The organism is Paenarthrobacter sp. NCHU4564 (genome assembly GCF_052156435.1).
Classification (GTDB): Bacteria; Actinomycetota; Actinomycetes; order Actinomycetales; family Micrococcaceae; genus Arthrobacter.
Genome location: NZ_JBQLIS010000009.1, coordinates 115021 through 141066, shown reverse-complemented (window position 1 = coordinate 141066; position 26046 = coordinate 115021). Strand labels below are relative to the sequence as shown.

Below are 26046 nucleotides of genomic sequence, written 5' to 3'. Positions count from 1 at the left end.
CGTGTCTTCACGCACTACCCCTGCGCGCCACCGCGCCGAAACGGTTCGCACGAACCCTTTGAACAACCTTTCCAAGGCTGTTTCCACCAATGCAGGCACCGTAGGACGCCAGGCCGCCGTTCTGGCCGCAGCTTCAGGACTTGTCCTCAGCGTTGGAATGCCCGCCCAGGCAGCTGACACCGACGTCTCCAAGTCGGAATCGTCAAGCACCCAGCAGCTCGTGACCACCGCAGTGGTTACCGCCGAGCCCACCGCCACGGTTTCCTTCGAAAGCCCCGTCGTGGCCACCAAGGAAGCCCCCAAGGTCCAGCGCGCTTCCCAGACCACCCGCACGCAGGCCGGCAACGGTGGTTCCACCAGCGGTGCTGCAGTGACGGCCCAGTCTTCCAAGGCCAAGGACTCCGCTTCCAGCGCAGCCGCTTCGGGCCTCGCCGCCATTGCTTACACCGGCATTGGCCACCCCTACGTCTGGGGCGGCACCAGCCCCAACGGTTGGGACTGCTCAGGTTTCACCCAGTGGGTCTACGCCCAGGCCGGCATCAGCATCCCCCGCGTCAACGCATGGACCGCCATGAAGCCCACCAGCACGCCGGCTCCCGGTGACCTGGTGATGCAGAACGGTGGAGCCCACGTGGGCATCTACGTTGGCAACGGCATGATGATCAGCGCCCTCAACCCCAGCCAGGGCACGCTGCTCCACTCGGTGGCTTCCACCGGCAGCTCCTCGTTCTACACCCTCGGCTAGCACATCCCGTTCGGGGCAAGCCAGCATGCCCCCCAAGTGCTGGCCTGCCGAACCGGACGCGTCCCCAACCGCGTCCGGATACGACAAAAGAGAGTAACCATGACGAGTGCAAACAAGAATGCACGGCACCGCGCTGAGGCCCCCAAGACCAGCTCCATCGCCGTCATCGCCAAGGCCGTCAGCGGCAATGCAGGCGGCGTTGGCCGCCAGGCAGCCGTTATCGCCGCTGCATCAGGCCTGGTCCTGACCAGTGGTGTTGCTGCCAACGCGGCCGACACCAACATCCAGCGCGAGTCCACCGCCACCACGGCACTCGACGTGCAGGCCGTTGCCCAGGTAACCATTGCAGCCGATTCCACCGTGGCCATCTCCTACGAGCGCCCCGTCGTCACGACGGTTGAAGCTCCGGCTCCCGTGGTGGAGAAGGCTCCCGCAAAGGCTGAAACCAAAGCCGCTTCCGGTGCCACCACGCAGTCCGGTGCGGCCAATGTTTCGGTCAGCACTGCGGCCCCTGCCACCAAGGCTCCCGCCGCCTCCAGCGGCCTGGGTGCCGCGATCGCCGCGGCAGCCTACGCACAGTTGGGTGTCACGCAGGACTGCACCATGCTGGTGACCAACTCCCTTGCGGCGGTGGGAATCAACTTCCACGACTGGCCGGCCGGCTACCTTTCGTTGGGACGCACGGTGAGCGCAGCTGAAGCGCAGCCGGGAGACCTGATCTACTACGCCAACGGCGGCTACGGCGGAATGGCACACATTGCCGTTTACGTCGGCAACGGCATGGCAGTGCACGGCGGATGGAACGGATCCACCACCGCACTGTTCAGTGCAAATGTCGGCTCAGGCCCCGTTTTCATCCGGGTCAACGGCTGATCGATCATCCCAAGGGAACCCCGCAGGCACAGCGCCTGCGGGGTTTCCTCGTTTTAACGCCGCCACGTTTGCCCGGGAACAGGTGTCCCGCACGTGAACATTGACCGACACCACAGGGGAATCAACAGAATAATTCGTTGATATGGCATATAAGTGCTTACCCTTGTCTTGTCGATCCACAGCCCGTACATGCAGAGGGCAGCCGGCCCTCGTGCCCCTGACGGGTGCGGCCGTGAAGAGGTACGTGCATGCGCACACTCGTTCTGAATGCTGGATATGAACCGCTGGCGGTAGTGACTTTCCGCCGGGCGCTGGTCCTTGTGCTGGCCGGAAAAGCAAGCGTAGTGGCCGAAGGCGACGAGCCTGTCGTCGGGCCGCAGGAAATCCTGGGTCGCCCCACCGTGATTCTCCTTAACCGCTACATCCGTCCCCGCTACAACAGGATCACAGCTGTGAGCCGCCGCGGAGTACTCCGCCGTGACGGACACCGTTGCGCTTACTGCGGCAAAACAGCACACACCATAGACCACGTCCACCCCAAGTCCAGGGGCGGCGCGGATTCCTGGGAAAACCTGGTTGCGGCGTGCTTGAAATGCAACAACGCCAAGAGCGACCACACACTCGCCGAGATGGGATGGAAACTCCGTTTCACGCCCGGCGTTCCCACAGGAACTACGTGGCAGATCAAGGAACTCGAGAAACCTGCACCGGACTGGGATCCGTTCTTGTTGCCGGAGTCGGCTGCCTGATCGATTTCCGCCGGGCTCCCGCCAGTGGCGGTAGTCTGGCCGGATGGAGTTCAATGCCGTGATCCTGGCGGGTGGCAGGGCCACCCGCCTCGGTGGCGTGCCCAAGCAGGGATTGACGTACGACGGCGCCACCCTCCTTTCGCTGGCACTGCGGGCTGCCGCTGGTGCGGGCTCGGTAGTAGTGGTTGGGCCGCCGGGCCCCGACCTTCCTCCAGGGGTGCTGAGGGCGCGCGAGGAACCCGCGTATGCAGGACCGGCCGCTGCGATAGCTGCGGGTTTGGCGGCGTTGGAGTCGGGGGGTGGGTCCGCTCCGTGGACGTTGGTGCTGGCATGCGACATGCCGCATGCCGCCAGGGGCGTGGGAACACTGCTCGACCAGGTCGCCCGGGCTTCCGGAAAGCAGGGTGCAATGGCAGTGTCGGCGGACGGGCGGCAACAACCCCTCCTGGGCATTTACAGGACGGACGCCTTGGCGGTGGAGATTGCCTCCGCCGCGGATAGCGGCACGTTAACGAACGCCTCGGTATTCCGGCTGCTTGCTAGGCTGAACCTGCTGGCAGTGCCCGTCCCTGTTGGTTCCACCGACGACGTGGACACCTGGGAGGACGCGGCTGCCCTGGGCGTGGACACAGGCCCGGACCGTGACAAGAAACTGGAGGCGGACATGAAGAGCCAGGACGAGACGCTTGAGGAATGGTGCCGTGCGCTGTTGCAGGCTTTTGAACTTGAGGGTGTAGAGGTGGACGTCAACGAGGTCCTTGCGGTGGCAGGCGTCGCGGCCCATTCCGTGGTCCGGCCGGCCGCCCCGCTGGCTACCTTCATTGCCGGATACGCTGCCGGCATGGCCCGGGGTATCGGGCAGGCCGATGATGACGCCGCGATGGCCGCTGCCCTGAACCTCGCGCGCCAGGTGGCCAAGCAGTATGCGGACCCTGAAGCCGCCAAGGAAACCAGCGGCGGCACGGGGACCGAGGCGGAGTGACCGAGGCCCCGGACCAGGGCCACCACGCAGCACACACCTGGCACGAGGCCCGCGAGCGGGCCTTCGATGGCGCTGTTCCCATACCTGCCGGCCCCGTGCTTCTTTCCGCGGCCCTGGGGCGGACCCTGGCCGAGGACGCCGTGGCCGTACAGGATATGCCGCACTACGCGTCCTCAGCCATGGACGGTTGGGCCGTCAACGGAAGCGGTCCATGGATCCTGAATGAGCCCGGCCAGCGGCTGGCCCCGCACCAGGCAAGTCCCATTGTCACCGGAGGCCTTATTCCTCCCGGAGCCAAGGCGGTGCTCCGCAGTGAAAACGGCGTCATCACCGCCGATGAGGACGGCCTTCCGATCCTCACCGTCGGGGGAGGGGCCAAGCCCGGGGAGCCGCGCAACGGGCAGCACATCCGGAAAGCGGCGGAAGAGGCCGCGGAAGGTGATGTGCTGATTAAGGCAGGCACCATCCTGAACCCTGCGCATCTTGCCCTCGCGGCCCTCGCGGGCCTGGATGAGCTGGTGGTCCTCGGCAAACCCCTGGTGCGGTTCCTGCTCACGGGCTCGGAAGTCGTATCGGCCGGAGTTCCCGGACCAGGCGAGGTCCGGGACACCTTCGGACCCCAACTGGGCGCCGTGGTGGGCCTGCTGGGCGGAATTCCGGGGGAGCAGGTCCGGGTGGGCGACAGCTATGAAGAGTGGCTGGCCGCGCTGCGGGAAGTTGAGCCAGGTACCGCCGCCGAAGTCACAGCAGAGGTGGGCGGAGCGCCGGAGCCGCCTGCCGACGTCGTAATTACCACTGGCGGGACCGGACGTTCCGGAACGGACCATTTCCGGCGCGCGGTGGCGGAGCTGGGTGGACACCTGCTCATCGATGGCATCGCCATGCGCCCGGGACACCCTGCCGTCCTTGCCGAACTGCCGGACGGACGGTTTATTCTGGGCCTTCCGGGCAACCCCTTGGCGGCCATGATGGCGTTGTTCACCATCGGCGGGCCCTTGCTTGCGGCCTTGGGCCATGGGCAGCTTGCTGACATCGGTGAGGTTCCGTGCGGAGCCATGGTCGACGCCGACCCCGGCCGGACGCGGCTGATGCCCTTCAAGCTGGTGTACGGCCTTGCATCGCCAGCGCAGCACGCAGGCCCCGGAATGATGCGCGGCCTTGCTGCTGCCGATGGCGTGATGGTGGTGCCGCCGCACGGAGTGCAGATGGGTGAGCTGGTTCCGGCATTTCCGCTGCCGTGGGGAAAGCCGCTGCCTGTGCCCAAACCGCCCGGTGACAAGCCCCGCAAGACCCCCGTCCGGCAGCAGAGGAAGGCTGCCTCCGGCCCCGTCGACTGGAGTGCCCTGGACGATTGAGTCGTCCAGCGGACGCGGGTGGTCACAGGGCCCGAAGCCTTGACATGATGGACGTATGAACAGGCATGCCCCAGAACAGGACATCAACGAGGATGACCTGCAGATCCATCCACCCAAGCGCGCCGCGGCTGGTCTCAAAGCCGTTTCCGTGGCACTCGAACGGGGTTACTCCCAGGCCGGGGTCGCCCGGACTGTCCGTTCCATGCTCAGGGTGAACCAGCGCGACGGTTTCGATTGCCCCGGTTGCGCCTGGCCCGAATCCATCACAGGGCGCCGCAGCCCCGCCGAGTTCTGTGAAAACGGTGCCAAGGCGATCGCGGAGGAAAGCACCACGCGAACGGTGGGAGCGGACTTCTGGGCAGCACACTCCCTCGCGGAGCTGGAAGACAAAACCGAATACTGGCTGGGCAGCCAGGGCAGGATCTCGGAGCCGGTGGTCATCAGACCCGGGGAAACGCATTACTCACCCATCACCTGGACTGAGGCGTTCGCCCTGATCGGGGAGCACATCAATGCCACCACTCCTGATCGTTGCGTCTTCTACACCTCGGGCCGGACAGCCAATGAGACAGCGTTCATGTACCAGTTGTTCGCACGCAGCCTGGGCACCAACAACCTCCCGGACTGTTCCAACATGTGCCACGAATCGTCGGGCAGCGCGCTGAACCCCACCATCGGCATCGGCAAGGGGACCGTTTCGCTCGAAGACATCCACCACGCCGAACTCGTGTTCGTGGTGGGCCAGAACCCGGGCACCAACCACCCGCGCATGTTGTCGGCACTGCGGGACTGCAAGAACAACGGCGGCAAGGTGGTGGCGGTGAATCCGCTTCCGGAGGCAGGCCTGCTGAACTTCAAGGATCCGCAATCCCTCAACGGCGTGATCGGCGGGGGTACCACCATCGCCGACGAATTCCTCCAGATCAAGGTAGGCGGCGACCTCGCCCTGTTCCAGGCGCTGGGCCACCTGCTCCTGGAGGAAGAGAAGCGCAACCCGGGAACCGTCGTCGACAAATCCTTCATCGGCAAGCAGACGGAGGGCTTCGAAGCGTACGCGCGGGCACGTTCGGTGCTCGACTGGGACGAAACTGAACGGGCCACCGGGCTTTCCCGCGATGAAATCACCAGGATTGCGGGCATGCTGGCACGGTCCAAGGCGACCATCATCTGCTGGGCGCTGGGACTGACCCAGCAGCCGCATTCAGTGGATACGTTGAAGGAGATCATCAATCTCCTGCTGCTGCAGGGCAACTTCGGCAAGCGCGGCGCCGGTGCGTGTCCTGTCCGCGGGCACTCCAACGTCCAGGGCGACCGCACCATGGGGATCTGGGAGAAGCCCAAGGAATCGTTCCTCGCCGCACTGGATGCCGAGTTCGGGTTCCGGATGCCCCGGGACCATGGCTACGACTCCGTGGAAACCCAGCACGCCTTGGAAAAGGGCGAGGTTGATGTGTTCGTATCCATGGGTGGAAACTTTGCCGCGGCGGGTTCGGACACCCATGCCCTTGAGGCCGGACTCAAGAGGGCAGGCCTCACGGTCCACATTTCCACCAAGCCGAACCGGGCCCACGTGGTCCACGGCAGGACGTCCCTGATCCTGCCAACCCTGGGCCGCACGGACACTGACGACAAACACCCCACCGGCCGCCAGTTCCTCTCCGTGGAGGACTCGATGTCCGTCATCCACAAGACGCAGGGCCGCCTCGATCCGGTGTCCGAACACCTGCTGAGCGAGCCTGTAATCGTGGCGCGGATGGCCCAGGCGACCCTTGGCGATGACCACACTGTCGACTGGCGGGCCATGGCCGAGGACTACGACGTCATCCGCGACCACATCTCCCGTGTCATCCCCGGCTTCGAGGACTTCAACACCCGGGTCCGCGGCAGGAACGGGTTCGTGCTGCCCAACCCGCCGCGCGACACCCGCACGTTTGCCACGGACATCGGCAAGGCGAGGTTCTCGGTCAGCCCACTCGAGTACCTTGAGGCCCCCAAGGGTCACTTGATCCTGCAGACGGTCCGCAGCCACGACCAATACAACACCACGTTCTACGGTTTGGATGACCGGTACCGCGGCGTTTCCGATGCCCGCCGCGTGGTCCTGGTCCATGAGGACGACCTGGTGGAGCTGGGTTTCAAGGACAGGGACCTGGTGGACGTCATTTCCACGTTCGCGGGTACGGAACGCCGGGCCAACAGGTTCCGCCTGGTGGCCTATCCCACGGCCAGGGGGTGCGCTGCTGCATACTTCCCGGAGGCGAATGCATTGGTGCACCGCGAGCTGGTGGCCCGCGAATCGAACACGCCCGGTTACAAGGCCATGACGGTCCGGTTCATTCCGCATGAGGAGGCTGGAGCCTGACGTGGGACGCGTGACCCAGCGCCGCAAGGTGCACAAGTTCGTCCTGGACGGCTCGCCGCAGGCGCTGGAGCATCCTGTCCGCTTCAAGGAAGACGTCCTGGCGGTGGAGGAGCCCTTGGAGATCCGGCTGGGGGATATGTCATTTTCGGTGACCATGAGGACACCGGGTGACGACTTCGACCTCGTGGCAGGGTTCCTGGTGTCGGAAGGGGTGGTGTGGGAGCCGGGCCAGCTGGTTTCCGAACGCTTCTGTTCCGGTGAGGACGAAAACGGGGTGCAGACCTTCAACGTGGTCGATGCCCAGCTCAGGCCCGATGTGGTACGCCCCGAAACGGGCCGGAATGTCTATACCTCGAGCTCGTGCGGTATCTGCGGCACGGATTCAATCGAGGCAGTGCGTAAATCATCCAGGCACTCGCCGATGGAGGACGGCGTCACCGTTCCGGTCCGTGCACTGGCCGCCCTTCCGGACAGGCTGCGGGAGGCCCAGGCCGTTTTCGACAAAACCGGCGGCGTGCATGCTGCCGGCCTCTTCAGGATCCACGACGACGGCACGTCCGAGCTGCTCTGCCTTCGGGAAGACGTGGGAAGGCACAATGCGGTGGACAAGGTGGTGGGCTGGGCCCTGCGTGCCGGCATGCTTCCGCTGAAGGGTACCGTCCTCCAGGTGTCCGGGCGTGCTTCCTTTGAGCTGGTGCAGAAAGCAGCCATGGCGGGGATTCCTGTCCTGGCCGCCGTCAGCGCACCTTCCAGCCTTGCCGCCGAACTGGCTGAAGAGTCCGGGGTAACCCTGGTGGGCTTCAGCCGCGGGCAGAGCCTCAACGTCTACGCCGGAAGGGACCGGATCCTCGGTGATCCGGCCTGATGGGGGCTGGAAGAGCTCACTGTCACTTGGCTATCGGGCTGGAACGACGTAGATTTTATCCATCGAATGGAAACGCGAAACCCTGCCCAGCCACGCCCGCAAAGCCTAAGGGGAACTAATTGCACGACAACCGCCGGATCACTGAACAGCGTCTTGACCGGTTTGTGCGGGACCGCATCCTTCCTGCTGTCTACGGCAGGTCAGTCCCCCTTGAATTGAGCAGCTGGGAAGCCCCGGGGGAGCCCGTTCCGGCTTCGGAAGCCATGCGCCAGCTCTTCACCCCGCAGGAACACGGCGCTGCGTGGGGCAAGGCCTGGAGCACCAAGTGGCTCCGCCTGCAGGGCGAGGTCCCGGAAGGCTGGGGTTCGCGGGAAGGCACCGCGGTGGAGATCGTGGTCGATCTCGGCTTCAACAGCGATGTCCCCGGGTTCCAATGCGAAGGAACCGCGTGGCGGGCTGACGGCAACATCATCAAGGCCATCTCTCCCCGCAACTACCATGTGCCCCTCAAACTCCTCGGCGGCGGACTCTCCGTGGACTTCTATGTGGAGGCTGCGGCCAACCCGGATGTCGCGCAAGGCTGGTCCTTCGTGCCCACACCCCTGGGGGACAAGGCAACCTCGGGTGATGAGCCGCGGTACCGCCTTGGCCGGATCGCCATCGCCGAACTCAATGAGACCGTCTGGGAACTGAACCAGGACATCTGGACCTTGAGCGGCCTCATGCACGAACTCCCCATGGAGCTTCCCCGGCGCCACGACATCCTTCGCGCCCTGGAACGGATGATGGACATCATGGACCCGGACGATGTCGCCGGGACTGCCGCCGCCGGCCGTGAGGCCCTGGCCGGTGTCCTCAGCCAGCCCGCATACGCCTCTGCTCACCAGCTGGTGGCCACCGGCCATGCGCACATCGACTCTGCCTGGCTGTGGCCGGTCCGTGAAACCATCCGCAAGTGTGCCCGGACCTTCTCCAATGTGGTGGCCTTGATGGACGAGGACCCCGGGTTTGTCTTCTCCTGTTCCTCCGCCCAGCAATTGGCGTGGATCAAGGAGTACTTCCCGGAACTGTTCGTCCGGATCCGCGAGAAAGTCAAAGCCGGGCAGTTCGTTCCCGTAGGCGGCATGTGGGTGGAGTCGGACACCAACATGCCCGGCGGCGAGGCCATGGCCCGCCAGTTCGTGGAAGGGAAGAGCTTCTTCCAGCGGGAGTTTGGCGTCGAATGCCAGGAAGCATGGCTGCCCGATTCCTTCGGCTACTCCGGCGCGCTGCCACAGATCGTGAAAGCGGCCGGCTCCCGGTGGTTCCTGACCCAGAAGATTTCCTGGAACAAGGTCAACCGCATGCCGCACCACACTTTTTCGTGGGAAGGCATCGACGGTACACGCCTGTTCACGCACTTCCCGCCGGTGGACAGCTACAACGCCGAACTTCATGGGCGGGAACTCGCCCACGCTGAGCGCAACTATCGGGAGCATGGCCGGGGAACCATGTCCCTGGTTCCCTTCGGCTATGGCGACGGCGGTGGCGGACCTACGCGGGAAATGGTGGCCGCTGCGCACCGCACCAAAGACCTGGAAGGCTCACCGAAGGTCACGATCGGTACCCCCAGGGACTTCTTCACGGCTGCGGAGGCTGAATACTCCAACCTGCCCGTGTGGGTGGGGGAGATGTACCTGGAGATGCACCGGGGTACCTACACCAGCCAGGCAAAGACCAAGCTGGGCAACCGTCGCAGCGAGCACCTGCTGCGCGAAGCCGAGCTTTGGTGCACCACCGCCGCAATCCGCGTGGGGGAGCAGTACACCTATCCAACGCAGGAGCTGAAGAGGCTGTGGCAGCTTGTCCTCCTGCAGCAGTTCCATGACATCCTTCCGGGCAGCTCCATCGCGTGGGTACACCAGGACGCAGAGCGGAACTACGAGGCAATCTCACGGGACCTTGAAGCCATCATCAACGACGCCGCCCAGGCCTTGGTGGGGCAGGGCGGCACGGAGTTCCTGCTCAATGCCGCTCCCCACAAACGCCTAGGGGTTCCGCCCCTGGCAGTGGGGCAGGCCGGCCGGGCCGGGGCTCCCGTTTCCGTCACTGAAACCGATGGCGGTTTTGTGCTGGACAACGGCGTGATCCGGGCGGTCCTGGACGGGAACGGCCTGCTCACGTCCCTGGTGGACCACGCGAGCGGCCGCGACGCGATTGCACCCGGCCAGGCCGGAAACCTGCTGGAACTGTACCGCGATACCCCCAATGAGTGGGATGCCTGGGATATTGAGGAGTTCTACCGTCACAACGTCACTCCGCTGGCCACGGCGGACGCCGTCGGGCTCGAACGCACGGCGACGGGCGCCGTCGTGGTCGTCAAACGGCGGGTGGGTTCCTCCACCATCACGCAGCGCCTCACGCTCGACGCCGGGGCTGAATCGCTGGCCATCTCCACGGACGTGGACTGGCAGGAGCGCGAGAAAATGCTCAAACTCGCCTTCGCCCTGGACGTGCGCGCGGACAGGTCGGCGTCCGAGACACAGTTCGGCCACGTGTTCAGGCCAACCCACACCAACACGTCATGGGATGCAGCCAAGTTCGAGATCTGCGCCCACCGCTGGATCCACGTGGCCGAGCCCGGTTACGGTGTGGCGCTCAGCAACGGCTCGAGTTACGGCCATGATGTCACCCGCGCCGTCCGGGACGACGCGGGAACCACGACGACGGTACGCGTCTCGCTGCTGCGCTCGGCCCGGTTCCCCGATCCCGAAGCGGACAGGGGCCAGCACACCCTGGACGTGTCCATCAGGCCGGGCGCGGGAATTGCCGACGCCGTGGAAGAGGGCTACCGGACCAACCTCAAGCCGCGCTTCATCCGGGGCTCCCGGCCCGTTGAGCCGCTGCTGTCCGTGTCCAACCCGGCGCTGGTGGTGGAGGCTGTCAAGCTCGCGGAGGACGGTAGTGGGGATGTGATCGTGCGGCTGTACGAGTCGCTGGGCCAGCGCTCCAAGGGTGTTGTCCGGGCAAACTTCGGTTCCACCGGGGTGACGGCCACCGACCTGCTGGAGAGGCCAACGGAAACCCCGGGGGTCAAGGAGGTCCAAGGCGCGGCCGAACTGGAGCTCCGGCCCTTCCAGCTGGCAACGCTCCGCTTCGCAGTCCAGAAACGGCGCTTCGCAGTCTAGGAACGGCACTTCGCAGTGCAGGAACGGCCCGCCGGAACCACCGGCGGGCTACTCCACCAGCTCGGTGTCCACCACGTCCTTGAGGACCTGCACCCGCAAGGGGATGACCGCGTCAAAATGCTTGATGTCGGCTGCCACGTTCTTGGAGAACACATCCCCCACCAGGTCAGGCATCTCCCGTACCCTGTCCAGGTAGCGGTCGGCGGCAAAGTCGAACTCCGACCTGTTGGCGCGTATTTGGGCGTTCACGGCCTTGGCCTCATCAGCGATTTTCCGGTATTCCTCATCGGATGCATTGCGTGCTTCGGCGTCGTCGAGCCTGGTCTCGAATTCGTCCTTGATCCGGACGAATTCTGTGTAGCTTTCCTCGGACTTCGCCGTTACTTCGGCGTGGGCCTCCAGCTCAGCCACCCGGTTATCGAACGTGCGGGCAAACTCTACATACGCTGCGTTCTTTGACTGTTTCAGATCGCCTGCTGCTTTCCGGCAGGGGCCGGCTGCCTGGGCGAGCAGCGTCTGGCGCTCACGGAGGCTGGACGCTTTGGACCCCACGAACAGACCGTTGCATCCGGCCTCGTCACCTTCCCGGAAGAGACCTTCGAACAGGGGATAGGAGTCGACGAGTCCTTCCATGTAGTCAAAGTAGCCCTCGTGTGACTCCACCAGCTGCTGTAAGGCCACACCCACCGGATCTTCACCGGAACCATGGCTGGACTTCACGTTCTGCAGTGCGGCGCGCGCGGCATCGGAGGCCTGCCTGAATTCATCCCGTTGCTTCTGGCTGGCCTTCTCCGCATCGGCACGGGACGCCGGCGCGTTCCGTGCTTCCTTGTAAGCGGCCAAATACGCGTTGACTGCAGGGGAGACTTTTGCCCGCGTGTCACTGAGTGCGTTGAGCCGGTCATCCTTGAGCAGGGACAGGCTCTCTTTCCGCTGCTCTCCGGCGAAGTGGGTGACGCCGACTATGGTGCCGGCGGCGATGACCAGCAGTGCTACGGCAATGCCGATGATCAGAAGGGCAGGATTGCGCTTGCGGCGGGCGGGTGCCGTGGTGGTGTCCGGCTGTTCCATGGTCATGGCCTATTTCCCCTCCTGGCCGGCGGCATCGAACCGGTCCAGCCGCTCCTTCAGGACCCGCCCCAGTTCCTCGTTGGAGCTGTTGGCCTCGTCAACAAGCTTCGTGGAGCTTTCCTTGACCGCTGTCTCATACGTGGTCCTGACCTTGCCCAGGGCATCGTTGATGTCCAGCAGGGCCACACCTGCGGTGGTCCGCTTGGCGAGGCGCTCAAGCTCGCTGGTGGCGTCCAGGACCTCCTGCTGCTTATCGCGCTGGCCCTTGATAACGCCTTCGATCCCCGTCAGGAGCTCCACCGTGGCCGGATCCGAGGTGTCCTTCGCGTCCGCCAGCGCCCCAAGGCAGGCATCTGCAGTCTTCACGTAGTCCTCGGCGTATGTCGGGCTTGTGACGTTCAAGTCAGCGTGGAGGGGTGCGCAGGGGCCTCCCACCGAGCGGGTGATGTTGGCCGTATTGGTAATGCGCTGGTCGTTGTAATCCACCACCGCTCCGTAATGCTCCTTAAAGCGGTTGAAGGCATCGGCAAGGCTGCCGTCGCCAAGTGCCGGCGACTCCGCCATTTGGTCCAGCCGTGCCCTGTTGGTGCGGGACTCGCGCTGCAGCCGCTCCGTCTCCTGCTGCAGAACTGTTTCCTTCTCCTGCTCATCCGCGCTCTCGGAGACCACGTTGGTGTACCGGGCTGTGAAGTCCTGCACCAACGGGTCGTAGAGGTTCATGGAGGTGTCCACGATCACCCGTTGCTTGTCCAGGCGGGCTACATCGGCGCGCTGCGCCCCTTCCGGACGGGAGAGCGCCCACCAGGTGCCAAGGCCTCCTGCGGCGAGGACCAGGGCCACCACCACGATGATGATCGGCGTACGCCGTCTGGTCTTTCCTACCGGCTGCTGTGTCGCATCCACAGTTTTCACATCCCCCACATTGCTGACTGTTGCGGCCACCTGGGCACCGAAGAACCGCGGCTCCCCTGCTGTGCAGCCCCCTTCGAGGATACGCCAGTCCAGCGCCTAGACGTCGTGTTGCAGCCGTTTGACGAAGAGCTTGGTCCGTTCCTGGCGGGGTGCCCGCAAAACCTCGGCCGCCGGTCCGCGTTCAACCACCACGCCGCCGTCCATGAAAATGACTTCGTCCGCCACGTGCCGGGCGAACGCCAGCTCGTGGGTGACGATCACCATGGTCCATCCTTCTTCGGCGAGTTCCTTGATGACACCCAGGACATCGCCAACCAGTTCCGGGTCCAAGGCGGAGGTAGGTTCGTCGAAGAGGAGCAGCTGAGGCTTCAGCGCCAGGGCGCGGACGATCCCTACACGCTGCTGCTGGCCCCCGGAGAGCTCAAAGGGGTAGGCGTCGCGCTTGTCACCCAGGCCAACCCTTTCCAGCAGCCGCACGGCTTCCTCGATGGCCTGGGCTTTGGGGCGCTTTTGTACCTGCACCGGGCCCTCGATGACGTTCTTCAACACGGTCATGTGCGGGAACAGGTTGTAGTGCTGGAACACCATCGCACTGCGGTCACGGAGGGCGGCGATGTCCTTCTTGCCCACTTTGGAGCCGAAGTCGATGGCGAGTCCGGCTTCGGCGCCGTTGCCGCCAAAGGTGACAGTGCCGGCGTCGGGAATTTCCAGGCCGTTCAGCGACCGCAGAACCGTGGTTTTACCGGAGCCTGAAGGTCCGATCAAGGCCACCACCTGGCCACGGCGGATCTGCAGGTCGATGTCGCGGAGGACCACGTTGCTGCCAAAGGCCTTGGCCAGGTTGCGGGCTTCCAGGACCAGCGCGGCAGGCTGTGAAGGCGGGGGTGCGTCAGTGGGCGACATAGCGGTCCAATCTCCGCTCCACGGCAGATTGCGCTGTGGAGAGGACGAGGCAGATGACCCAGTAAACCAAGGCTGCCTGCAGGTAGAGGATCATGAATTCCTGGCTGAAGGCCGCGATCTGCTGGGCGTTTCGGAAGAGTTCCGTGACCAGGATCAGCGAGGCCAGTGACGTGTCCTTGACCAAGGAAATGAAGGTGTTGGACAGCGGCGGTACAGACACGCGTGCAGCCTGGGGAAGGATGATGCGGACCAGGGTCTGACCGCCGGACATGCCGATGGTGTGTCCGGCTTCCCACTGTCCCTTGGGGACCGACAGGATGGCCGCGCGGATGATCTCTGCCGCGTACCCGCCTACGTTCAACGAGAACGCGATGACGGCACTGGGCCACGGATCAAGCTTCACGCCAAGGTTCGGCAGGCCATAGAAAATCACGAAGAGCTGCACCAGCAGGGGAGTGCCTCGGATCACCGAGACGTAGAAACGTCCGATGCCGGAGAGCACGATGTTGGGGCTGAGCCGCATGAGCGCGACCACGAGCGCCAGCACGAGGCCGAAGGTAAAGGACAGCAGGGTCAGGGGGATGGTGCCGGTGACGGCGCCCGTGACGAGCGGGCCGAAGGAACTCCAGACGAGATCCCAGTTCATCTATTTGGTGACATCCGCGCCGAAGTACTTGTCCGAAATCTTTGCCAGGGTTCCATCGGACTGGAGGTCGGCCAGTGCCTTGTTGACTTCATTGGCCAGTTCCGTGGAACCCTTGCGGAAGACGAACGCGCTCTCGGTCTTGTCCGGTGCCTCTGCGGCGACCTTCAGGCCGGAGTCCGGCGTGGTCTTGGCGTAGTCGAGGTAGGTCAGCTTGTCATTAACGGTGGCATCCACGCGGTCCTGCTGCACCAGCGTGGCTGCCTGCGCCCAGCCTTCCACCGCCTGGACGTTGGCGCCGGCGTCAACGGCCATCTTGTAGAAGTTCGAGGTCAAGGACTGCGCGGTGGTCTTGCCCTTGAGGTCGGCGAAGCTGTTGATGTCCGAGGTGTCGGACTTGGTGACCACCACGCCGGTGGACACGGTGTACGGAGTCGAGAAGTCGTACTTGGCCTTGCGCTCGTCATTAATGGAGATCTGGTTGGCAATGGTGTCGAACCGCTTGGCGTCCAGGCCTGCGAAGATGCCGTCGAACTGGGTTTCCTGGAAGGTGGCCTTGACGCCGAGCTTCTCTGCGACTGCCTTGGCAATCTCTACGTCGTACCCGGTCAGTTCACCTGCGCCGTCGGCATGGAAACTGAAGGGCCGGTAGGTGCCCTCCGTGGCAATGACCAGTTCGCCCTTGGATTTCACGTCCGACAGGGAGGTATCCCCTCCACCGGACTGTGCCGGAGTTGAACCACCGCCGCATGCCGACAGTGCAAGGGCAACTGAGGCCAGGGTGGCTGCGAGGACGGACCGGCGGTTGCGAAGGCTGTTCATGGAGCCATCTTAGTCACGGGCGGGAAAGTACCAGCGGGTAACACCGCCCGGCTGTATTATCACGCTCAGAAACGGCCGTTAAAAAGGCTGAGTGGGGGCGGTCCCCAACAGCCCGCCACCACTCATCCCCCCAATTGTGATCCCGTGGGCGCCACATCCACCGGAAACCCGTTCTCTGATTCCGGTGTCAGGCTGCGGCCTCTTTCACACATTCATGATTGTGCCACGAAATTATGGTTTTGTGAAAGTCTTACGCCGTAAGTCGTGCTTTTCGCTTTGCCACGGTTTTTGAGAACCAGATCCCCGCTAGCCCGATCGCTGTTGCCAGGACCGCCGAGTAGTTGATCAGCGAACGCAGCCACAGGTGCACCGCGGGGATCAGGGGGAAAAGCTGCGACACCAGGAGCAGGGTCAAACCCACGAACAGGGACACTGACGCAGCCCTCAGCAGGCCCGGAGCGCGGCCCGTGATGGTGCGCCAGATGGCCGGAAGCAGGCACGCTGAAACGTAGCCCGGATAGAAGCGCCCAAGGGCCGCGTAGGCCTCCATGGAAGGGCCCCACGTCAGGCCGTTCATGCCCACAGTGGAACCGCGGGTGTCCGTGATGACAAAGAAGTAAGTGGTCAGTGCCGCCGTAAGGGCAAGGACGGCCAGCCCCCATGGCCCCCTGATGGCCTGGACCGCCGACTTGGAGTCGAAGCCGGTGGCAATCTTGTAGCCCATCAGCAGGAACGTCCCGTAGAGCAGGAAACGCAGGATCAGGTTTGTCACGTTCATGCCGCCCAGCACGGCGTCGATGGCCATGTACGGGCCTTCAATGCTGAGGAAGATGTCGAGCGTGATGAGCGCGAAGATGTAGAAGACCACACGGTTCTCCCCGCGCAGCAGGCTGGGGATACGCGCCACCGTGATGGCCAGGCAAACAATCAGCGTTGCCCAGGGCAGGACAGCTGTCATCCGAGGTTCTCCCAAATCCGTTCCGTGTGTTCCTGGTCTTGTTCTTGTCTTCGAAGGGTCTTGCCGAGGGCCTGGAGCCGTTCACCGGCCAGCGTTACCAAGGCGCCCAAGGTCATGCTGTCCAACGCTTCCTGACGGCCGCGCAACGGCCATCCGGCCTCCGCTTCGGTGATCAGCCCGCTGGCCACGAGCCCGCCGGCAGGTCCGACGCCGGCCGCCCGGGACGTAGCGATCGCCAGCTCGGGGGGAAGCCTGTTGGCCGTCAGATGTGCCGAGAAGTTCTGGGGGGCGATGCCGGTGGCTTCGCTGACGCGGTGCCGCAACTCGCCGTCGTCGATCGCGTCCACCCAGTTCCGCACAGCGGTGGGGTGCGGTGGATCAGACAGGCGGCCCGGCGGAATCGATCCCGGTTCGCTTCGTTCAACCACCGCACGCAACAGGTCCGTGGTGGCCACCTGGCTTACCAGTTCGCATGACGTCGGCGGAACCGGTTCTCCGCGAAGGTCCGCATAAAGGTCGAACGTGGCCAGGGCCTGCACCGGGTTGATGTTGTAGGCGCGGCTGATGCTGACCAGCGTGGATTCCGCCACCTTTCCGCGGACCAGCTGCTGGGCCAAGGTTGTTCGTTTGATCCCGGAGATCCTGCAGACGTCGGCCGTGCTGGCGTCGGGCGCAACGCCTTGGAGCCATCTTTGGAATGCCTTGGACTGAAGGGGCATGTAGAGCTTTCTGGATCTTTCAAACTGGCGGTTCCCCGCAAGGCTGCAAGGAGGATGGCGGGTGGGGTACATCTTGATTTTACGCGGAGGCCACATTGAATTATGCTTGATGCTTGAACCCGTTGGTCCGTACACCCCCCAAGTCCGGACCAGCGGGTTTTTCCATGCCCGCCTGAGCGCGGGCCGCGAGAGGACAGACACATGACTGCAACCTTGGTGGCCAAGGACCTGGCCGGCGGACACGGCCACCGTACCCTCTTCTCCAAACTGTCGCTGACGGTGGCGCCCGGGGACGTGGTGGGCGTGGTGGGTGCCAACGGCGCGGGGAAGTCCACGCTGCTGCGCATCCTGGCCGGCGTCGACCGTCCGCAGGAAGGCACGCTCAGCCTGGCGCCGTCGGACGCATTCGTCGGCTGGCTGCCCCAGGAGCACGAGCGGATCGACGGCGAGACTGTGGCCGGGTCCATCGCCCGGCGCACCGGATGCGCCCGGGCCACGGCAGAGATGGAAGCCAGTGCCGAGGCGCTCGGCTCCGGCGCGCCCGGTGCAGATGACGCCTACTCGGCAGCGTTCGACCGTTGGATGGCGTCCGGCGCGGCCGACCTCGAAGACCGCATTCCCGCAGTGCTGGCGGACCTGGGCTTTGAACCGGGCGCCGACGCCCTCATGACCGGGCTCTCGGGCGGCCAGGCGGCACGGGTGGCGCTCGCCGCCCTGCTGCTGAGCCGCTTCGACGTCGTCCTCCTCGACGAACCCACCAACGACCTCGACCTCGACGGCCTGGCCCGGCTGGAAGCCTTCGTCCAGGGCCAGCGGGGTGGCATGGTGTTGGTGTCCCATGACCGTGAGTTCCTGGCCCGCTGCGTCACCAGGATCGTGGAGCTGGACCTGGCGCAGAACTCCGTGGCGGTCTACGACGGCGGTTACGAAGCTTTCCTCGAAGAGCGGGCCATCGCAAAACGCCATGCCCGGGAACGCTTTGAGGAATACGCGGCCACCAAGGCGGACCTCGTTTCCCGGGCCAGGACGCAACGGGAGTGGAGCTCCCAGGGTGTCCGCAACGCCATGCGGAAGAGTCCGGACAATGACAAAATCAGGCGCGCGGCCAGCACTGAATCTTCCGAGAAGCAGGCACAGAAGGTGCGGCAGATGGAGTCGCGGATCGCCCGGCTCACCGAGGTGGAGGAGCCCCGTAAGGAGTGGCAGCTCCAGTTCAGCATCGGCCAGGCGCCCCGCTCCAGCGCCGTGGTCGCCACCTTGCGGGACGCCGTCGCACGTCAAGGCAGCTTCACGCTGGGTCCTGTCAGCCTGCAGCTCAACGGCGGTGAGCGGATCGGCATTACGGGCCCCAACGGGGCCGGGAAATCCACTCTGCTGCGCCTGCTGCTGGGGACCCAGGCACCTGACGACGGCGATGCTTCCCTGGGTGCCTCCGTCTCCATCGGCGAAATCGACCAGGCGCGCGGACTGCTCGACGGCGGGCGGCGGCTTGGCGATGCGGTGGAAGCCGTGCTGGTGGATTGGGCCAGCGCCGACGTACGCACCCTCCTGGCGAAGTTCGGCCTCAAGGCGGACCACACGTCCAGGACCGTGGACTCGCTGTCCCCGGGGGAGCGGACGCGAGCGGCCCTGGCGCTCCTGCAGGCCCGTGGCGTGAACCTGCTGGTGCTGGATGAACCTACCAACCACCTGGACCTGCCGGCGATCGAACAATTGGAAGAGGCTTTGGAAAGCTACGAGGGTGCGTTGCTGCTGGTGACCCATGACCGTCGGCTGCTGGAGAACGTGCGGCTGGATTCGCGGTGGCACGTGGACCAGGGGCGCGTCCAGGAGCTGCACCACGTTCCCGGTCAGGAGAAGCAACGATGAGCATGGATGGCGTGGCCTGGAGCTCGCTGTACAAACTGACGCGGGCCCAGAGCGGCTCGCAGCCCTTCTCCAAGGCGACCCTCAAGCGGGTCCTCGGCTTTGCGGCACCGCACAAAGGCAAGCTCATAGCCTTCGTGGTGGCCTCGGTTGCCGGAGCAATCCTTGCTGTGGCCACCCCCGTGCTCGCCGGCCAGGTTGTTGACGCGATCATCGGGAAGGCCGGAGCAGGAACGATCATCTGGCTGGCCGTCCTCATTGCTGTGGTGGCCGTCGGCGAGGCGGGGGTGGGCCTGCTCACCCGGTGGTTGTCCTCGACGATCGGTGAGGGCGTGATCGTGGACCTGCGCACGCGGGTGTTCGACCACGTGCAGCGAATGCCGGTGGCTTTCTTCACGCGGACACGCACCGGCGCCCTGGTGAGCCGGTTGAACAACGACGTCATCGGAGCCCAGTCCGCGTTCGCCGGAACGCTGTCCGGCGTGGTCAGCAACGTCGTGGCGCTGGTCCTTACCCTGGCTGTCATGCTGAGTACCTCGTGGCTGGTCACTGTGCTGGCCATGATCCTCCTGCCGGTGTTCCTCATTCCGGCCCGGCGCATGGGGTCCAGGCTGGCAGACCTGCGCCGCGAAGCCGCCGCCCACAACGCTGCCATGGGTACGCAGATGACGGAGCGGTTCTCCGCGCCCGGTGCCACGCTGGTGAAGCTCTTCGGCCGGCCCGACGAGGAGTCACGTGAGTTCGCCGCCAGGGCCGGAAGGGTCCGGGACATCGGCATCCGCACGGCGATGCTGCAGTTCACGTTTGTCACGGCATTGACCCTGGTATCGGCCTTGGCGCTGGCTTTGGTGTACGGCCTGGGTGGCTGGCTTGCCATCGGCGGCCAGCTGGCTCCCGGCGACGTCGTGGTCCTGGCACTGCTGCTCACCCGCCTGTATGCGCCGCTGACCGCGCTGTCCAACGCGCGGGTGGAAATCATGAGCGCGTTGGTCAGTTTTGAGCGGGTGTTCGAAATCCTCGACCTCAAGCCGCTCATCAGCGAGAAGCCGGACGCCGTCGCCATCCCCGCAGGCCCGGTGGCCGTGGAGTTCGACGACGTGCGCTTCTCCTACCCCGCCGCCGACAAGGTCTCGCTGGCGTCGCTGGAAGAGGTCTCCACCCTTGACACCCGTGGCGGCGAGGAAGTCCTGCACGGTGTGGCCTTCCGGGTTGAGCCGGGCCAGACCGTTGCCTTGGTTGGTTCTTCCGGCGCGGGCAAATCCACGGTGGCCCAGTTGCTCTCGCGCCTCTATGACGTGGATTCCGGCGCTGTCCGGTTGGGTGGCGACGGGCCGGGCACGGGCGTTGATGTCCGGGATGCTCGGTTCGACTCCCTGCGGGACACCCTGGGCATGGTGACCCAGGACGGGCACCTGTTCCACGAGACCATCGCCTCCAACCTGCGCCTTGCCAGGCCGGACGCCACCGAGGACGACATGTGGGACGTGCTGCGGAGGGCCCGCCTGGAACCCATGATCCGGTCCCTGCCCGACGGCCTTGACACCGTGGTGGGAGAACGGGGCTACCGGCTTTCGGGCGGGGAGCGTCAGCGGCTGACCATCGCCCGCCTGCTCATCAAGCAACCGCGGGTGGTCATCCTGGACGAAGCCACGGCAGCGCTGGACTCCACCAACGAGGCCGCTGTCCAAGCGGCTCTGGGGGAGGCACTCGAGGGGCGTACCGCCGTCGTGATTGCCCACCGCCTGTCCACTATCCGCGCGGCAGACGCGATCCTGGTAGTGGAGGACGGAAGGATCGTGGAGCGGGGTACGCACAGCGAGCTGCTGGCGGCCGACGGCCGGTACGCAGAGCTGTACCGCACCCAGTTCGCGGAAGCAGCCGCAGTCGCCCAGGAGGCAGTCCCCGACCACTAGCACCCAAGTAGGTCGCAGTTAAGCGCGTTTTGAGAGCTCAAAACGCGCACAACTGCGACCTAGTTGGGGGAGGCGAGGGCTGGAAGGACGTGGTCCGTCAGGAGCGGGGCGAGATCGCCCGGAAGTTCCGCGTGCAGGTCCAGCCAGCGGATCTCGGCGATTTCCGCCGAGGGATGCGCCTCCCAAGTGCCGGGTGCGGTGAAGACCGTTGCCTCGATCGTGGTTTCTGCTTCATTGGCGGCAACGGCATGCCACACACCCATGGGCTCAAGCTCCGCCGGCGGTACGTCGATGCCGACTTCCTCCGCCAGCTCCCGTGATGCCGCCTGGGCGGCTGTTTCGCCCGGTTCCGGCTTCCCGCCGGGGTGCATGAACTTGTCCGTGCCGCGCTTGCGGACGGTGAGCAGTTGACCGGCCTGGTTGTAGACGCACACTGCGCTGACCACGATCACGTTCATACAGTCCTCCTCAACTGCGATTCCAGCAGCAGGTCCTTCGCCGGGCCGCGGACATCCCAGGTGAAGCTGAAGGCGTCCGGACCTTGCCAGGTGTAGTTGACGTAGTAGTCATCCGGGTCGCACCAGTGCTTGTCCTGGTTGGCGTGGGCGGCGAAGCTCATCGCGTGGAACGGCCGTCCGTCCGGAAAGAAGACGTCCATGGTCTGGCCGTCGGCTCCGGGTTTGAGGAGGTATTCACGGAACGCCGGCCCTGAATGGGCAGGCCAGTGCATGGTGCCGTCTTCGCGGTAATCCAGCCCGCCGTCGGGGTTCCTGGTGTAACGTACGACGCCGGTGAAGGTACCGCGTGTGCCGGTGGCGCGGTCGAGGAGTGTCCGCTCCACACTCCAGCTGCCGGCCAGGTAGGCCTGCAGGTCCCGGGGAGGCTGCTGGTGGTTCAAGTGCCCTCGATTGGAATCGAACCAACGACACCGGCTTTAGGAGAGCCGTGCTCTATCCACTGAGCTACGAGGGCCTGTGCGTCCTTGGCGCATGAATCCCACTGCTGGAGCTCCTTGGCCCGGACACGACTACAAGCATACAAGCTGCGGGGCCGCTCCCCGAACACCGCTAGGCTGGCCACCATGAATGGGCACGGCGCAGCACCTTCAGCAGCGGGAACGTTCCTTCCCGATGTCCGCAGCATCCGGGCAAACATCGGCGGCTGGGCGCATTTGAGCGTCGTCCAGTATTTCGTGGCGGAGGCCGCCGTCATCGAGGCATGGGCGGGTCCCCAACCGTACAGCCGGGCAACGGGTTTCATCAGCGACCTCGGCGCGGTTTCCTGCGGGGTCTACGAGGACCGGGACGTCTGCTCGCCGTTGCATCTGCTGATGAACGCCTCTTTTGTGGTCCAGGGGCTGGCCTTGCTCCTGGGCGCGGCATTGCTGGGGGCCGGGATCTTGTGCGTAGCCGCGAGGCCAGGTGCCCGTGCCCGCCGTTTCCAGGAAGTTGCCGGCAATGGATCCGCCCGCGTGTTGTCCAAGTCCTGGGTCCTCGCCGTCGCCGTGCGGATCCTGACTGCCGTGGCAGGGGCGGGAACCGTCATAGTGGGCCTCGTGCCGGAGGACCACGCCTCGCCGTGGCATTTCGCCGGTGCGCTGATGTTTTTCATCGGTGGTGGTTTTGCCCTGTTGTTGCTGGGAATACTGTGGTTCCGGCAGACGCCCATGAGTTGGTTCATCGCAGCTTGCGGGGTGCTGTGCATCGGGGCGCTGGTGGTAGGCGGGCTGACCCGGATGGAGGTGCCGCAACCGGGAACACTGGAGCGGCTCATGGGCTACCCGGTAACGATCGGCCTGTCAGCCGCAGGCCTGGTGATCGCCCAGCGGGTGTCTGCGGAACGGAAGGCCGCGCGCAGCCGGACATGACGGCGGCTGCCGAGTCTGGCGCTGCGAATTATTTATTGGCGCGCTTGCGGCCCAGGAAGACCGCCGCCACCCCGCAGGCCAGGCTGACGAAGAACAGCACCCACGACGCCACGGTGAGGCCCGAGGCCAAGGCGACCGAACCGGCGTCGGGCGTTTCCGGGGTGAGCATGGAGTCGATCGCGGCGTTGGACCACAAGTGCGCCACGGCGAACAGCAGGGGAGCAGCCCACATGGCCCAGCGCAATGCCTTGCGGGCCACGTTGCTGCCGATCAGCAACAGCCAGGTAAAGCCGAAGATCAGCGGGAACAGGGTGCCCGCCGTCTTATGGATGTAATTGAGCTGGCCCCGGTCGTTGTCGTCCATGGCACCTCGGAGCTGGGCCACGTAGTCCTGGGAGAAACCGCCAATCAGGGAGTCGGGCATGGCCATGCCGTCGGAAAGCTGGGTCATCTGGTTGAGTGTCAGCAGGTGGAGGTACCAGAACAGGAACAGGCTGGCCACCACTCCCGCGATCACGATCAGCCTCGAATTGCCCTGCGCTTTTTGCGGCGTCCGCTGTGTAGTGGGGTTGATGACGGGCGGCAGCGAGTGTTGGGGAACCGCTGCTTTGGCCCCGTGCTTCTTGATGCGCTGTGCTGGTGTCTTGGCCATGCCATTCATTATCCCGCCACATAAGCTGGAGCCATGACCACTGGCAGGCACACCGCTACTGAACTCGACCCTTCGCTTGACGATTACCAACTGGCCAGCGCCCTGGTCCGTGAGGCAGGCCAACTGGCGCTGCTGATGCGGATGGGTGGATTGCAGGGCGAACGCAAGACATCGATTTCCGACGTCGTCACGGCGGCCGACCGCGCGGCCGAGGCGTATGTGCTGGAACAGTTGCGCCGCTGCCGCCCGGATGATGGCATCCTCGGCGAGGAAGGCGCTTCCGTGGCCGGCACCAGCGGCCGGACCTGGGTGATCGACCCCGTGGACGGCACCTACAACTTCCTGCACGGTTCCAGCTACTGGTGCTCTGCCATTGCGCTCAAACGCGACGATTCCGATCGCGGCGGCAACCCGGTGGCGGACCCCTCAGTGATCCTGGGCGCCATTTACCAGCCTGAACCGGACAAGTTGTGGCTGGGCGGCGAAGACAGGCCTGCCACGTTGAACGACGAACCCATTTCGGGCGCGGGGGAGACTTCCGTGGCTGAACTGTGCGCGGCCACGTACATCCACCCCACGTGGCTCGCCGACCCCAGGACCGCCATGCCGTGGCATGCCGCAGCAATTACGGCAGCGTCCCTTCGAATGTTCGGTTCCGGGTCCTGCGACCTTGGCCGCGTCGCCGACGGCGAGCTGGGCTGCTGGTTCCAGCACAGCTGCCCGGAGTGGGACTGGCTCCCCGGCAAGGCGATCGTCCGCGCGGCAGGCGGGGACACCGCCGTCGTGCAGGTCAACGGAATGAACTGGTTCATGGCAGGAGGTACGACGGCGGTCCGCGAGTTGCGTGCCGCCCTCACCTCTGTTCCGCAGTTCGCTTAGGCGCCGGAACGCGTTAACCCCTTCGGGTACCTCCCCGGGCAGGGCCGTCCGCCCTTGTTAGTTTGCACCGGGGGTGATTGTGCCCCGCAATCTCAGCTGCCGGTCCCTGTCCTGCAGCGTTCGCAAGGGGGAAATACTTGAATAACAAGAGCAAGCTCTGGCCTGCTGCCGTCGGCGCTACTGCCGCATCGGTGCTGGCCATGGGCCTCGTAGCGGTTCCTGCCGCCAATGCCGCCCCCACCGATGTCATTTCGGTGGGCAGCGGCCAGATCATTGACGGCACCGTCCTGGCCATCCCGGACTTCGCCGGGCTTGCCGCCAACGGCGCGGCAACGGCCGAGCAGATCGGTACGCCGCCAAGCGGTCCTGCAGTCATCGAAAACAGCACGCCCCTGGACCTCAGCGCCGTGTTCGGCGTAGTGAATGTGGGCGCGGGGAACATCCCGCTGCTGCAGAACAACGGCATCATCCAGGTCGGTGCCGTCAGCCAGTACGGCAAGGCCGTCAACGACGGCTCCTCGGAAGCTTTCTCCGGGACCGTCAGTGGCGCACCCGGCCTGGTAACCTTGCCGGCCGGCCTGCCGACCTCCGGTGACCCGGCCATCCCGGCGGCGCGCATCACCGCAGGCACGGCCGCTATCCTGGGCGGCGCGGACCTGGTCAACGTTACCCTGGACATCGACACGCTCGCCGCAGCCGCCAAGAAGGACCAGGGCGCCGCACCGCAGGGTGCCTACTCCGTTGCCGGGGTTTCGGCCGAAGTCGGCGGCACGATCGTCCAGGGTGTGGCCAGCGCCGTGGACCCGCTGCTGACCACCGCCAACGTTGCCTTGGGCGCCGTAGGACTGCCGATCACCAACCCGCTGGCAAGCGGCGTCATCGAGATCACGGAAGCGGATCTGCTGGCTGCGGCAGGCGTCTCCGACCTGAACTCGCTGCCTGCCGGCACGGACATGGTCTCCTTCCTCCCGGCAGCGGTGTCCACCAAGATCCAAAGCATCCTGGCCACCACGCTGGCCACCACCCGGAGCGCCGTGGAGGCACTGCCTGACACCATTCCGCCGCTTGGACTGCCAAACATCGCCAAGACCACGGCCCTCCTCGCCGTGGGCACCCTGGAAACCGCCATCAACACCCTGGTGGGCGGCCTGACTGCCAGCCTCGTCACCCCGCTGGGCGACGCTTTGACCGCCTTGGTGTCAGCCCGCGTCAACGTGCAGGAGACGGCACCGTCGGGCGCCTTCACCCAAACCGCGCTGCAGGTTGGCGTGGCCGGCGGCTCCATCGCCACCGTGGATCTGGCCAGCGCCACCGTTGGTCCGAACCTCGACGCGGCAGCGATTCCGCTGGTGAACGCGGACACCCTGGCCATCAGCGGTGGCGTGGGACTCCTGGCGCTGTTCACCTGGCTGTTCGTCCGCTCGCGCCGCCAGGTCGCGGCAGCAGCTGCCTGATCGCTCCGGCGCATCAGCAGCAGCGAAAGGAGAACACGCTATGTACGGCCATAACTGGACTGCAGGCGGTACCGCCGCAGGAGGAACCGCCCTTGCCGTGACGGGTGCGCCCGCACTGGGCTGGGTCATCCTGGTTGGCATCGCCCTGCTGGTAACCGGCTTCGTGGTCCTGCGCAACAGCAGGCTCAAGGCTACGAAGCGCGGTACGGGCCCCAACCCGTAGCACCATCGGCGGGGCGGCCCCTGCAAGGGCCGTCCCGCCACCCATTTCCCTGGCCTGACCCCAGGC

Annotated in this window: 24 protein-coding genes and 1 tRNA gene; 14 read left to right on the top strand and 11 right to left on the bottom strand. The window is 65.2% G+C overall.

Translation table 11 applies throughout. The features are described from left to right. Window position 1 precedes the first annotated feature (1 nt). From ACSVIE_RS11635 to ACSVIE_RS11600, 8 genes are all read left to right on the top strand, one after another. The gene (locus ACSVIE_RS11635) at window positions 2–745 is read left to right on the top strand and encodes a C40 family peptidase (RefSeq protein WP_426006176.1); all 744 of its coding nucleotides are present in this window, start codon (window positions 2–4) and stop codon (window positions 743–745) included. 99 nt (window positions 746–844) lie between these two features. After that, window positions 845–1618 (top strand): NlpC/P60 family protein, encoded by a 774-nt coding sequence (locus tag ACSVIE_RS11630; protein WP_442423919.1) that lies wholly within the window; start codon window positions 845–847, stop codon window positions 1616–1618. 248 nt (window positions 1619–1866) lie between these two features. Further along, window positions 1867–2367 carry an HNH endonuclease gene (locus tag ACSVIE_RS11625; protein ID WP_426006178.1) on the top strand — a complete coding sequence of 167 codons (501 nt, stop codon included), beginning with the start codon at window positions 1867–1869 and terminating at the stop codon, window positions 2365–2367. Window positions 2368–2410: 43 nt separating this feature from the next. Further along, window positions 2411–3349, top strand: a complete 939-nt coding sequence (locus ACSVIE_RS11620; protein WP_426006179.1) for an NTP transferase domain-containing protein — start codon at window positions 2411–2413, stop codon at window positions 3347–3349. Further along, a complete protein-coding gene (locus tag ACSVIE_RS11615; protein ID WP_442423918.1) occupies window positions 3346–4704 on the top strand; it encodes a molybdopterin molybdotransferase MoeA in 1359 nt (452 codons plus the stop codon). Before ACSVIE_RS11620 ends, ACSVIE_RS11615 begins: the two co-directional genes overlap by 4 nt. Before the next feature lie 55 nt (window positions 4705–4759). Further along, window positions 4760–7066 (top strand): FdhF/YdeP family oxidoreductase, encoded by a 2307-nt coding sequence (locus ACSVIE_RS11610; protein WP_442423917.1) that lies wholly within the window; start codon window positions 4760–4762, stop codon window positions 7064–7066. A 1-nt stretch (window position 7067) separates the two neighbouring features. Further along, window positions 7068–7931 carry a formate dehydrogenase accessory sulfurtransferase FdhD gene (fdhD, locus tag ACSVIE_RS11605; protein ID WP_442423916.1) on the top strand — a complete coding sequence of 288 codons (864 nt, stop codon included), beginning with the start codon at window positions 7068–7070 and terminating at the stop codon, window positions 7929–7931. 119 nt (window positions 7932–8050) lie between these two features. Next, window positions 8051–11098 (top strand): alpha-mannosidase, encoded by a 3048-nt coding sequence (locus ACSVIE_RS11600; protein ID WP_442423915.1) that lies wholly within the window; start codon window positions 8051–8053, stop codon window positions 11096–11098. Between the two features lie 48 nt (window positions 11099–11146). Here ACSVIE_RS11600 and ACSVIE_RS11595 read toward each other — a convergent pair whose 3' ends face one another. The 7 genes from ACSVIE_RS11595 to ACSVIE_RS11565 all read right to left on the bottom strand — a co-directional run bounded on the left by ACSVIE_RS11595 (window position 11147) and on the right by ACSVIE_RS11565 (window position 17126). Then, complete coding sequence (locus ACSVIE_RS11595; protein WP_442423914.1) at window positions 11147–12175, bottom strand: hypothetical protein; 1029 nt, start codon at window positions 12173–12175, stop codon at window positions 11147–11149. 3 nt (window positions 12176–12178) lie between these two features. Then, complete coding sequence (locus ACSVIE_RS11590; protein ID WP_442423913.1) at window positions 12179–13081, bottom strand: hypothetical protein; 903 nt, start codon at window positions 13079–13081, stop codon at window positions 12179–12181. 96 nt (window positions 13082–13177) lie between these two features. Then, window positions 13178–13984, bottom strand: coding sequence for an amino acid ABC transporter ATP-binding protein (locus tag ACSVIE_RS11585; protein WP_426006186.1), 807 nt, complete (start codon window positions 13982–13984; stop codon window positions 13178–13180). After that, a complete protein-coding gene (locus ACSVIE_RS11580; protein WP_442423912.1) occupies window positions 13971–14630 on the bottom strand; it encodes an amino acid ABC transporter permease in 660 nt (219 codons plus the stop codon). The genes ACSVIE_RS11585 and ACSVIE_RS11580 overlap by 14 nt, the downstream gene beginning before the upstream one ends. Beyond that, window positions 14631–15449, bottom strand: coding sequence for an amino acid ABC transporter substrate-binding protein (locus ACSVIE_RS11575; RefSeq protein WP_426006188.1), 819 nt, complete (start codon window positions 15447–15449; stop codon window positions 14631–14633). A 250-nt stretch (window positions 15450–15699) separates the two neighbouring features. After that, complete coding sequence (locus ACSVIE_RS11570; protein WP_426006189.1) at window positions 15700–16407, bottom strand: hypothetical protein; 708 nt, start codon at window positions 16405–16407, stop codon at window positions 15700–15702. Next, window positions 16404–17126, bottom strand: coding sequence for a hypothetical protein (locus tag ACSVIE_RS11565; RefSeq protein WP_426006190.1), 723 nt, complete (start codon window positions 17124–17126; stop codon window positions 16404–16406). Before ACSVIE_RS11565 ends, ACSVIE_RS11570 begins: the two co-directional genes overlap by 4 nt. Window positions 17127–17327: 201 nt before the next feature. On the opposite strand from ACSVIE_RS11565, the gene ACSVIE_RS11560 reads away from it, so the two are divergent. Together ACSVIE_RS11560 and ACSVIE_RS11555 are read left to right on the top strand one after the other, a co-directional pair. Then, window positions 17328–18995 (top strand): ABC-F family ATP-binding cassette domain-containing protein, encoded by a 1668-nt coding sequence (locus ACSVIE_RS11560; protein WP_442423911.1) that lies wholly within the window; start codon window positions 17328–17330, stop codon window positions 18993–18995. After that, the gene (locus tag ACSVIE_RS11555; protein WP_426006192.1) at window positions 18992–20905 is read left to right on the top strand and encodes an ABC transporter ATP-binding protein; all 1914 of its coding nucleotides are present in this window, start codon (window positions 18992–18994) and stop codon (window positions 20903–20905) included. Before ACSVIE_RS11560 ends, ACSVIE_RS11555 begins: the two co-directional genes overlap by 4 nt. Before the next feature lie 59 nt (window positions 20906–20964). Here the strand turns inward: ACSVIE_RS11555 and ACSVIE_RS11550 are convergent, their stop codons facing one another. The 3 genes from ACSVIE_RS11550 to ACSVIE_RS11540 all read right to left on the bottom strand — a co-directional run bounded on the left by ACSVIE_RS11550 (window position 20965) and on the right by ACSVIE_RS11540 (window position 21877). Continuing rightward, window positions 20965–21363 (bottom strand): NUDIX hydrolase, encoded by a 399-nt coding sequence (locus tag ACSVIE_RS11550; RefSeq protein ID WP_442423910.1) that lies wholly within the window; start codon window positions 21361–21363, stop codon window positions 20965–20967. Further along, the gene (locus ACSVIE_RS11545) at window positions 21360–21803 is read right to left on the bottom strand and encodes a DUF6314 family protein (RefSeq protein ID WP_442423909.1); all 444 of its coding nucleotides are present in this window, start codon (window positions 21801–21803) and stop codon (window positions 21360–21362) included. Before ACSVIE_RS11545 ends, ACSVIE_RS11550 begins: the two co-directional genes overlap by 4 nt. Before the next feature lies 1 nt (window position 21804). Continuing rightward, window positions 21805–21877 (bottom strand) — tRNA-Arg (locus ACSVIE_RS11540). 109 nt (window positions 21878–21986) lie between these two features. Here ACSVIE_RS11540 and ACSVIE_RS11535 point away from each other — a divergent pair. Continuing rightward, entirely contained in the window at window positions 21987–22772 is a 786-nt protein-coding gene (locus ACSVIE_RS11535; RefSeq protein ID WP_442423908.1) for a hypothetical protein, read from the top strand. A 28-nt stretch (window positions 22773–22800) separates the two neighbouring features. Here the strand turns inward: ACSVIE_RS11535 and ACSVIE_RS11530 are convergent, their stop codons facing one another. Next, a complete protein-coding gene (locus ACSVIE_RS11530) occupies window positions 22801–23424 on the bottom strand; it encodes a hypothetical protein (protein ID WP_426006196.1) in 624 nt (207 codons plus the stop codon). A 33-nt stretch (window positions 23425–23457) separates the two neighbouring features. On the opposite strand from ACSVIE_RS11530, the gene ACSVIE_RS11525 reads away from it, so the two are divergent. From ACSVIE_RS11525 to ACSVIE_RS11515, 3 genes are all read left to right on the top strand, one after another. Next, window positions 23458–24303 carry an inositol monophosphatase family protein gene (locus ACSVIE_RS11525; RefSeq protein ID WP_426006197.1) on the top strand — a complete coding sequence of 282 codons (846 nt, stop codon included), beginning with the start codon at window positions 23458–23460 and terminating at the stop codon, window positions 24301–24303. A 137-nt stretch (window positions 24304–24440) separates the two neighbouring features. Next, window positions 24441–25757: a PVV-CTERM domain-containing choice-of-anchor G protein gene (locus ACSVIE_RS11520; RefSeq protein ID WP_442423907.1), complete on the top strand. Its 1317-nt coding sequence runs from the start codon at window positions 24441–24443 to the stop codon at window positions 25755–25757. Between the two features lie 40 nt (window positions 25758–25797). Next, window positions 25798–25980 carry a hypothetical protein gene (locus ACSVIE_RS11515; RefSeq protein ID WP_426006199.1) on the top strand — a complete coding sequence of 61 codons (183 nt, stop codon included), beginning with the start codon at window positions 25798–25800 and terminating at the stop codon, window positions 25978–25980. The last annotated feature ends 66 nt before the right edge of the window (window positions 25981–26046 follow it).

Bases quoted from the DNA above. Each gene is read 5' to 3' on its own strand.
- ACSVIE_RS11630 (WP_442423919.1), top strand. From the start codon at position 845: ATGACGAGTGCAAACAAGAATGCACGGCACCGCGCTGAGGCCCCCAAG.
- ACSVIE_RS11625 (WP_426006178.1), top strand. From the start codon at position 1,867: ATGCGCACACTCGTTCTGAATGCTGGATATGAACCGCTGGCGGTAGTG.
- ACSVIE_RS11620 (WP_426006179.1), top strand. From the start codon at position 2,411: ATGGAGTTCAATGCCGTGATCCTGGCGGGTGGCAGGGCCACCCGCCTC.
- ACSVIE_RS11610 (WP_442423917.1), top strand. From the start codon at position 4,760: ATGAACAGGCATGCCCCAGAACAGGACATCAACGAGGATGACCTGCAG.
- ACSVIE_RS11595 (WP_442423914.1), bottom strand. From the start codon at position 12,175: ATGACCATGGAACAGCCGGACACCACCACGGCACCCGCCCGCCGCAAG.
- ACSVIE_RS11585 (WP_426006186.1), bottom strand. From the start codon at position 13,984: ATGTCGCCCACTGACGCACCCCCGCCTTCACAGCCTGCCGCGCTGGTC.
- ACSVIE_RS11580 (WP_442423912.1), bottom strand. From the start codon at position 14,630: ATGAACTGGGATCTCGTCTGGAGTTCCTTCGGCCCGCTCGTCACGGGC.
- ACSVIE_RS11575 (WP_426006188.1), bottom strand. From the start codon at position 15,449: ATGAACAGCCTTCGCAACCGCCGGTCCGTCCTCGCAGCCACCCTGGCC.
- ACSVIE_RS11570 (WP_426006189.1), bottom strand. From the start codon at position 16,407: ATGACAGCTGTCCTGCCCTGGGCAACGCTGATTGTTTGCCTGGCCATC.
- ACSVIE_RS11565 (WP_426006190.1), bottom strand. From the start codon at position 17,126: ATGCCCCTTCAGTCCAAGGCATTCCAAAGATGGCTCCAAGGCGTTGCG.
- ACSVIE_RS11560 (WP_442423911.1), top strand. From the start codon at position 17,328: ATGACTGCAACCTTGGTGGCCAAGGACCTGGCCGGCGGACACGGCCAC.
- ACSVIE_RS11555 (WP_426006192.1), top strand. From the start codon at position 18,992: ATGAGCATGGATGGCGTGGCCTGGAGCTCGCTGTACAAACTGACGCGG.
- ACSVIE_RS11550 (WP_442423910.1), bottom strand. From the start codon at position 21,363: ATGAACGTGATCGTGGTCAGCGCAGTGTGCGTCTACAACCAGGCCGGT.
- ACSVIE_RS11535 (WP_442423908.1), top strand. From the start codon at position 21,987: ATGAATGGGCACGGCGCAGCACCTTCAGCAGCGGGAACGTTCCTTCCC.
- ACSVIE_RS11530 (WP_426006196.1), bottom strand. From the start codon at position 23,424: ATGGCCAAGACACCAGCACAGCGCATCAAGAAGCACGGGGCCAAAGCA.
- ACSVIE_RS11525 (WP_426006197.1), top strand. From the start codon at position 23,458: ATGACCACTGGCAGGCACACCGCTACTGAACTCGACCCTTCGCTTGAC.
- ACSVIE_RS11515 (WP_426006199.1), top strand. From the start codon at position 25,798: ATGTACGGCCATAACTGGACTGCAGGCGGTACCGCCGCAGGAGGAACC.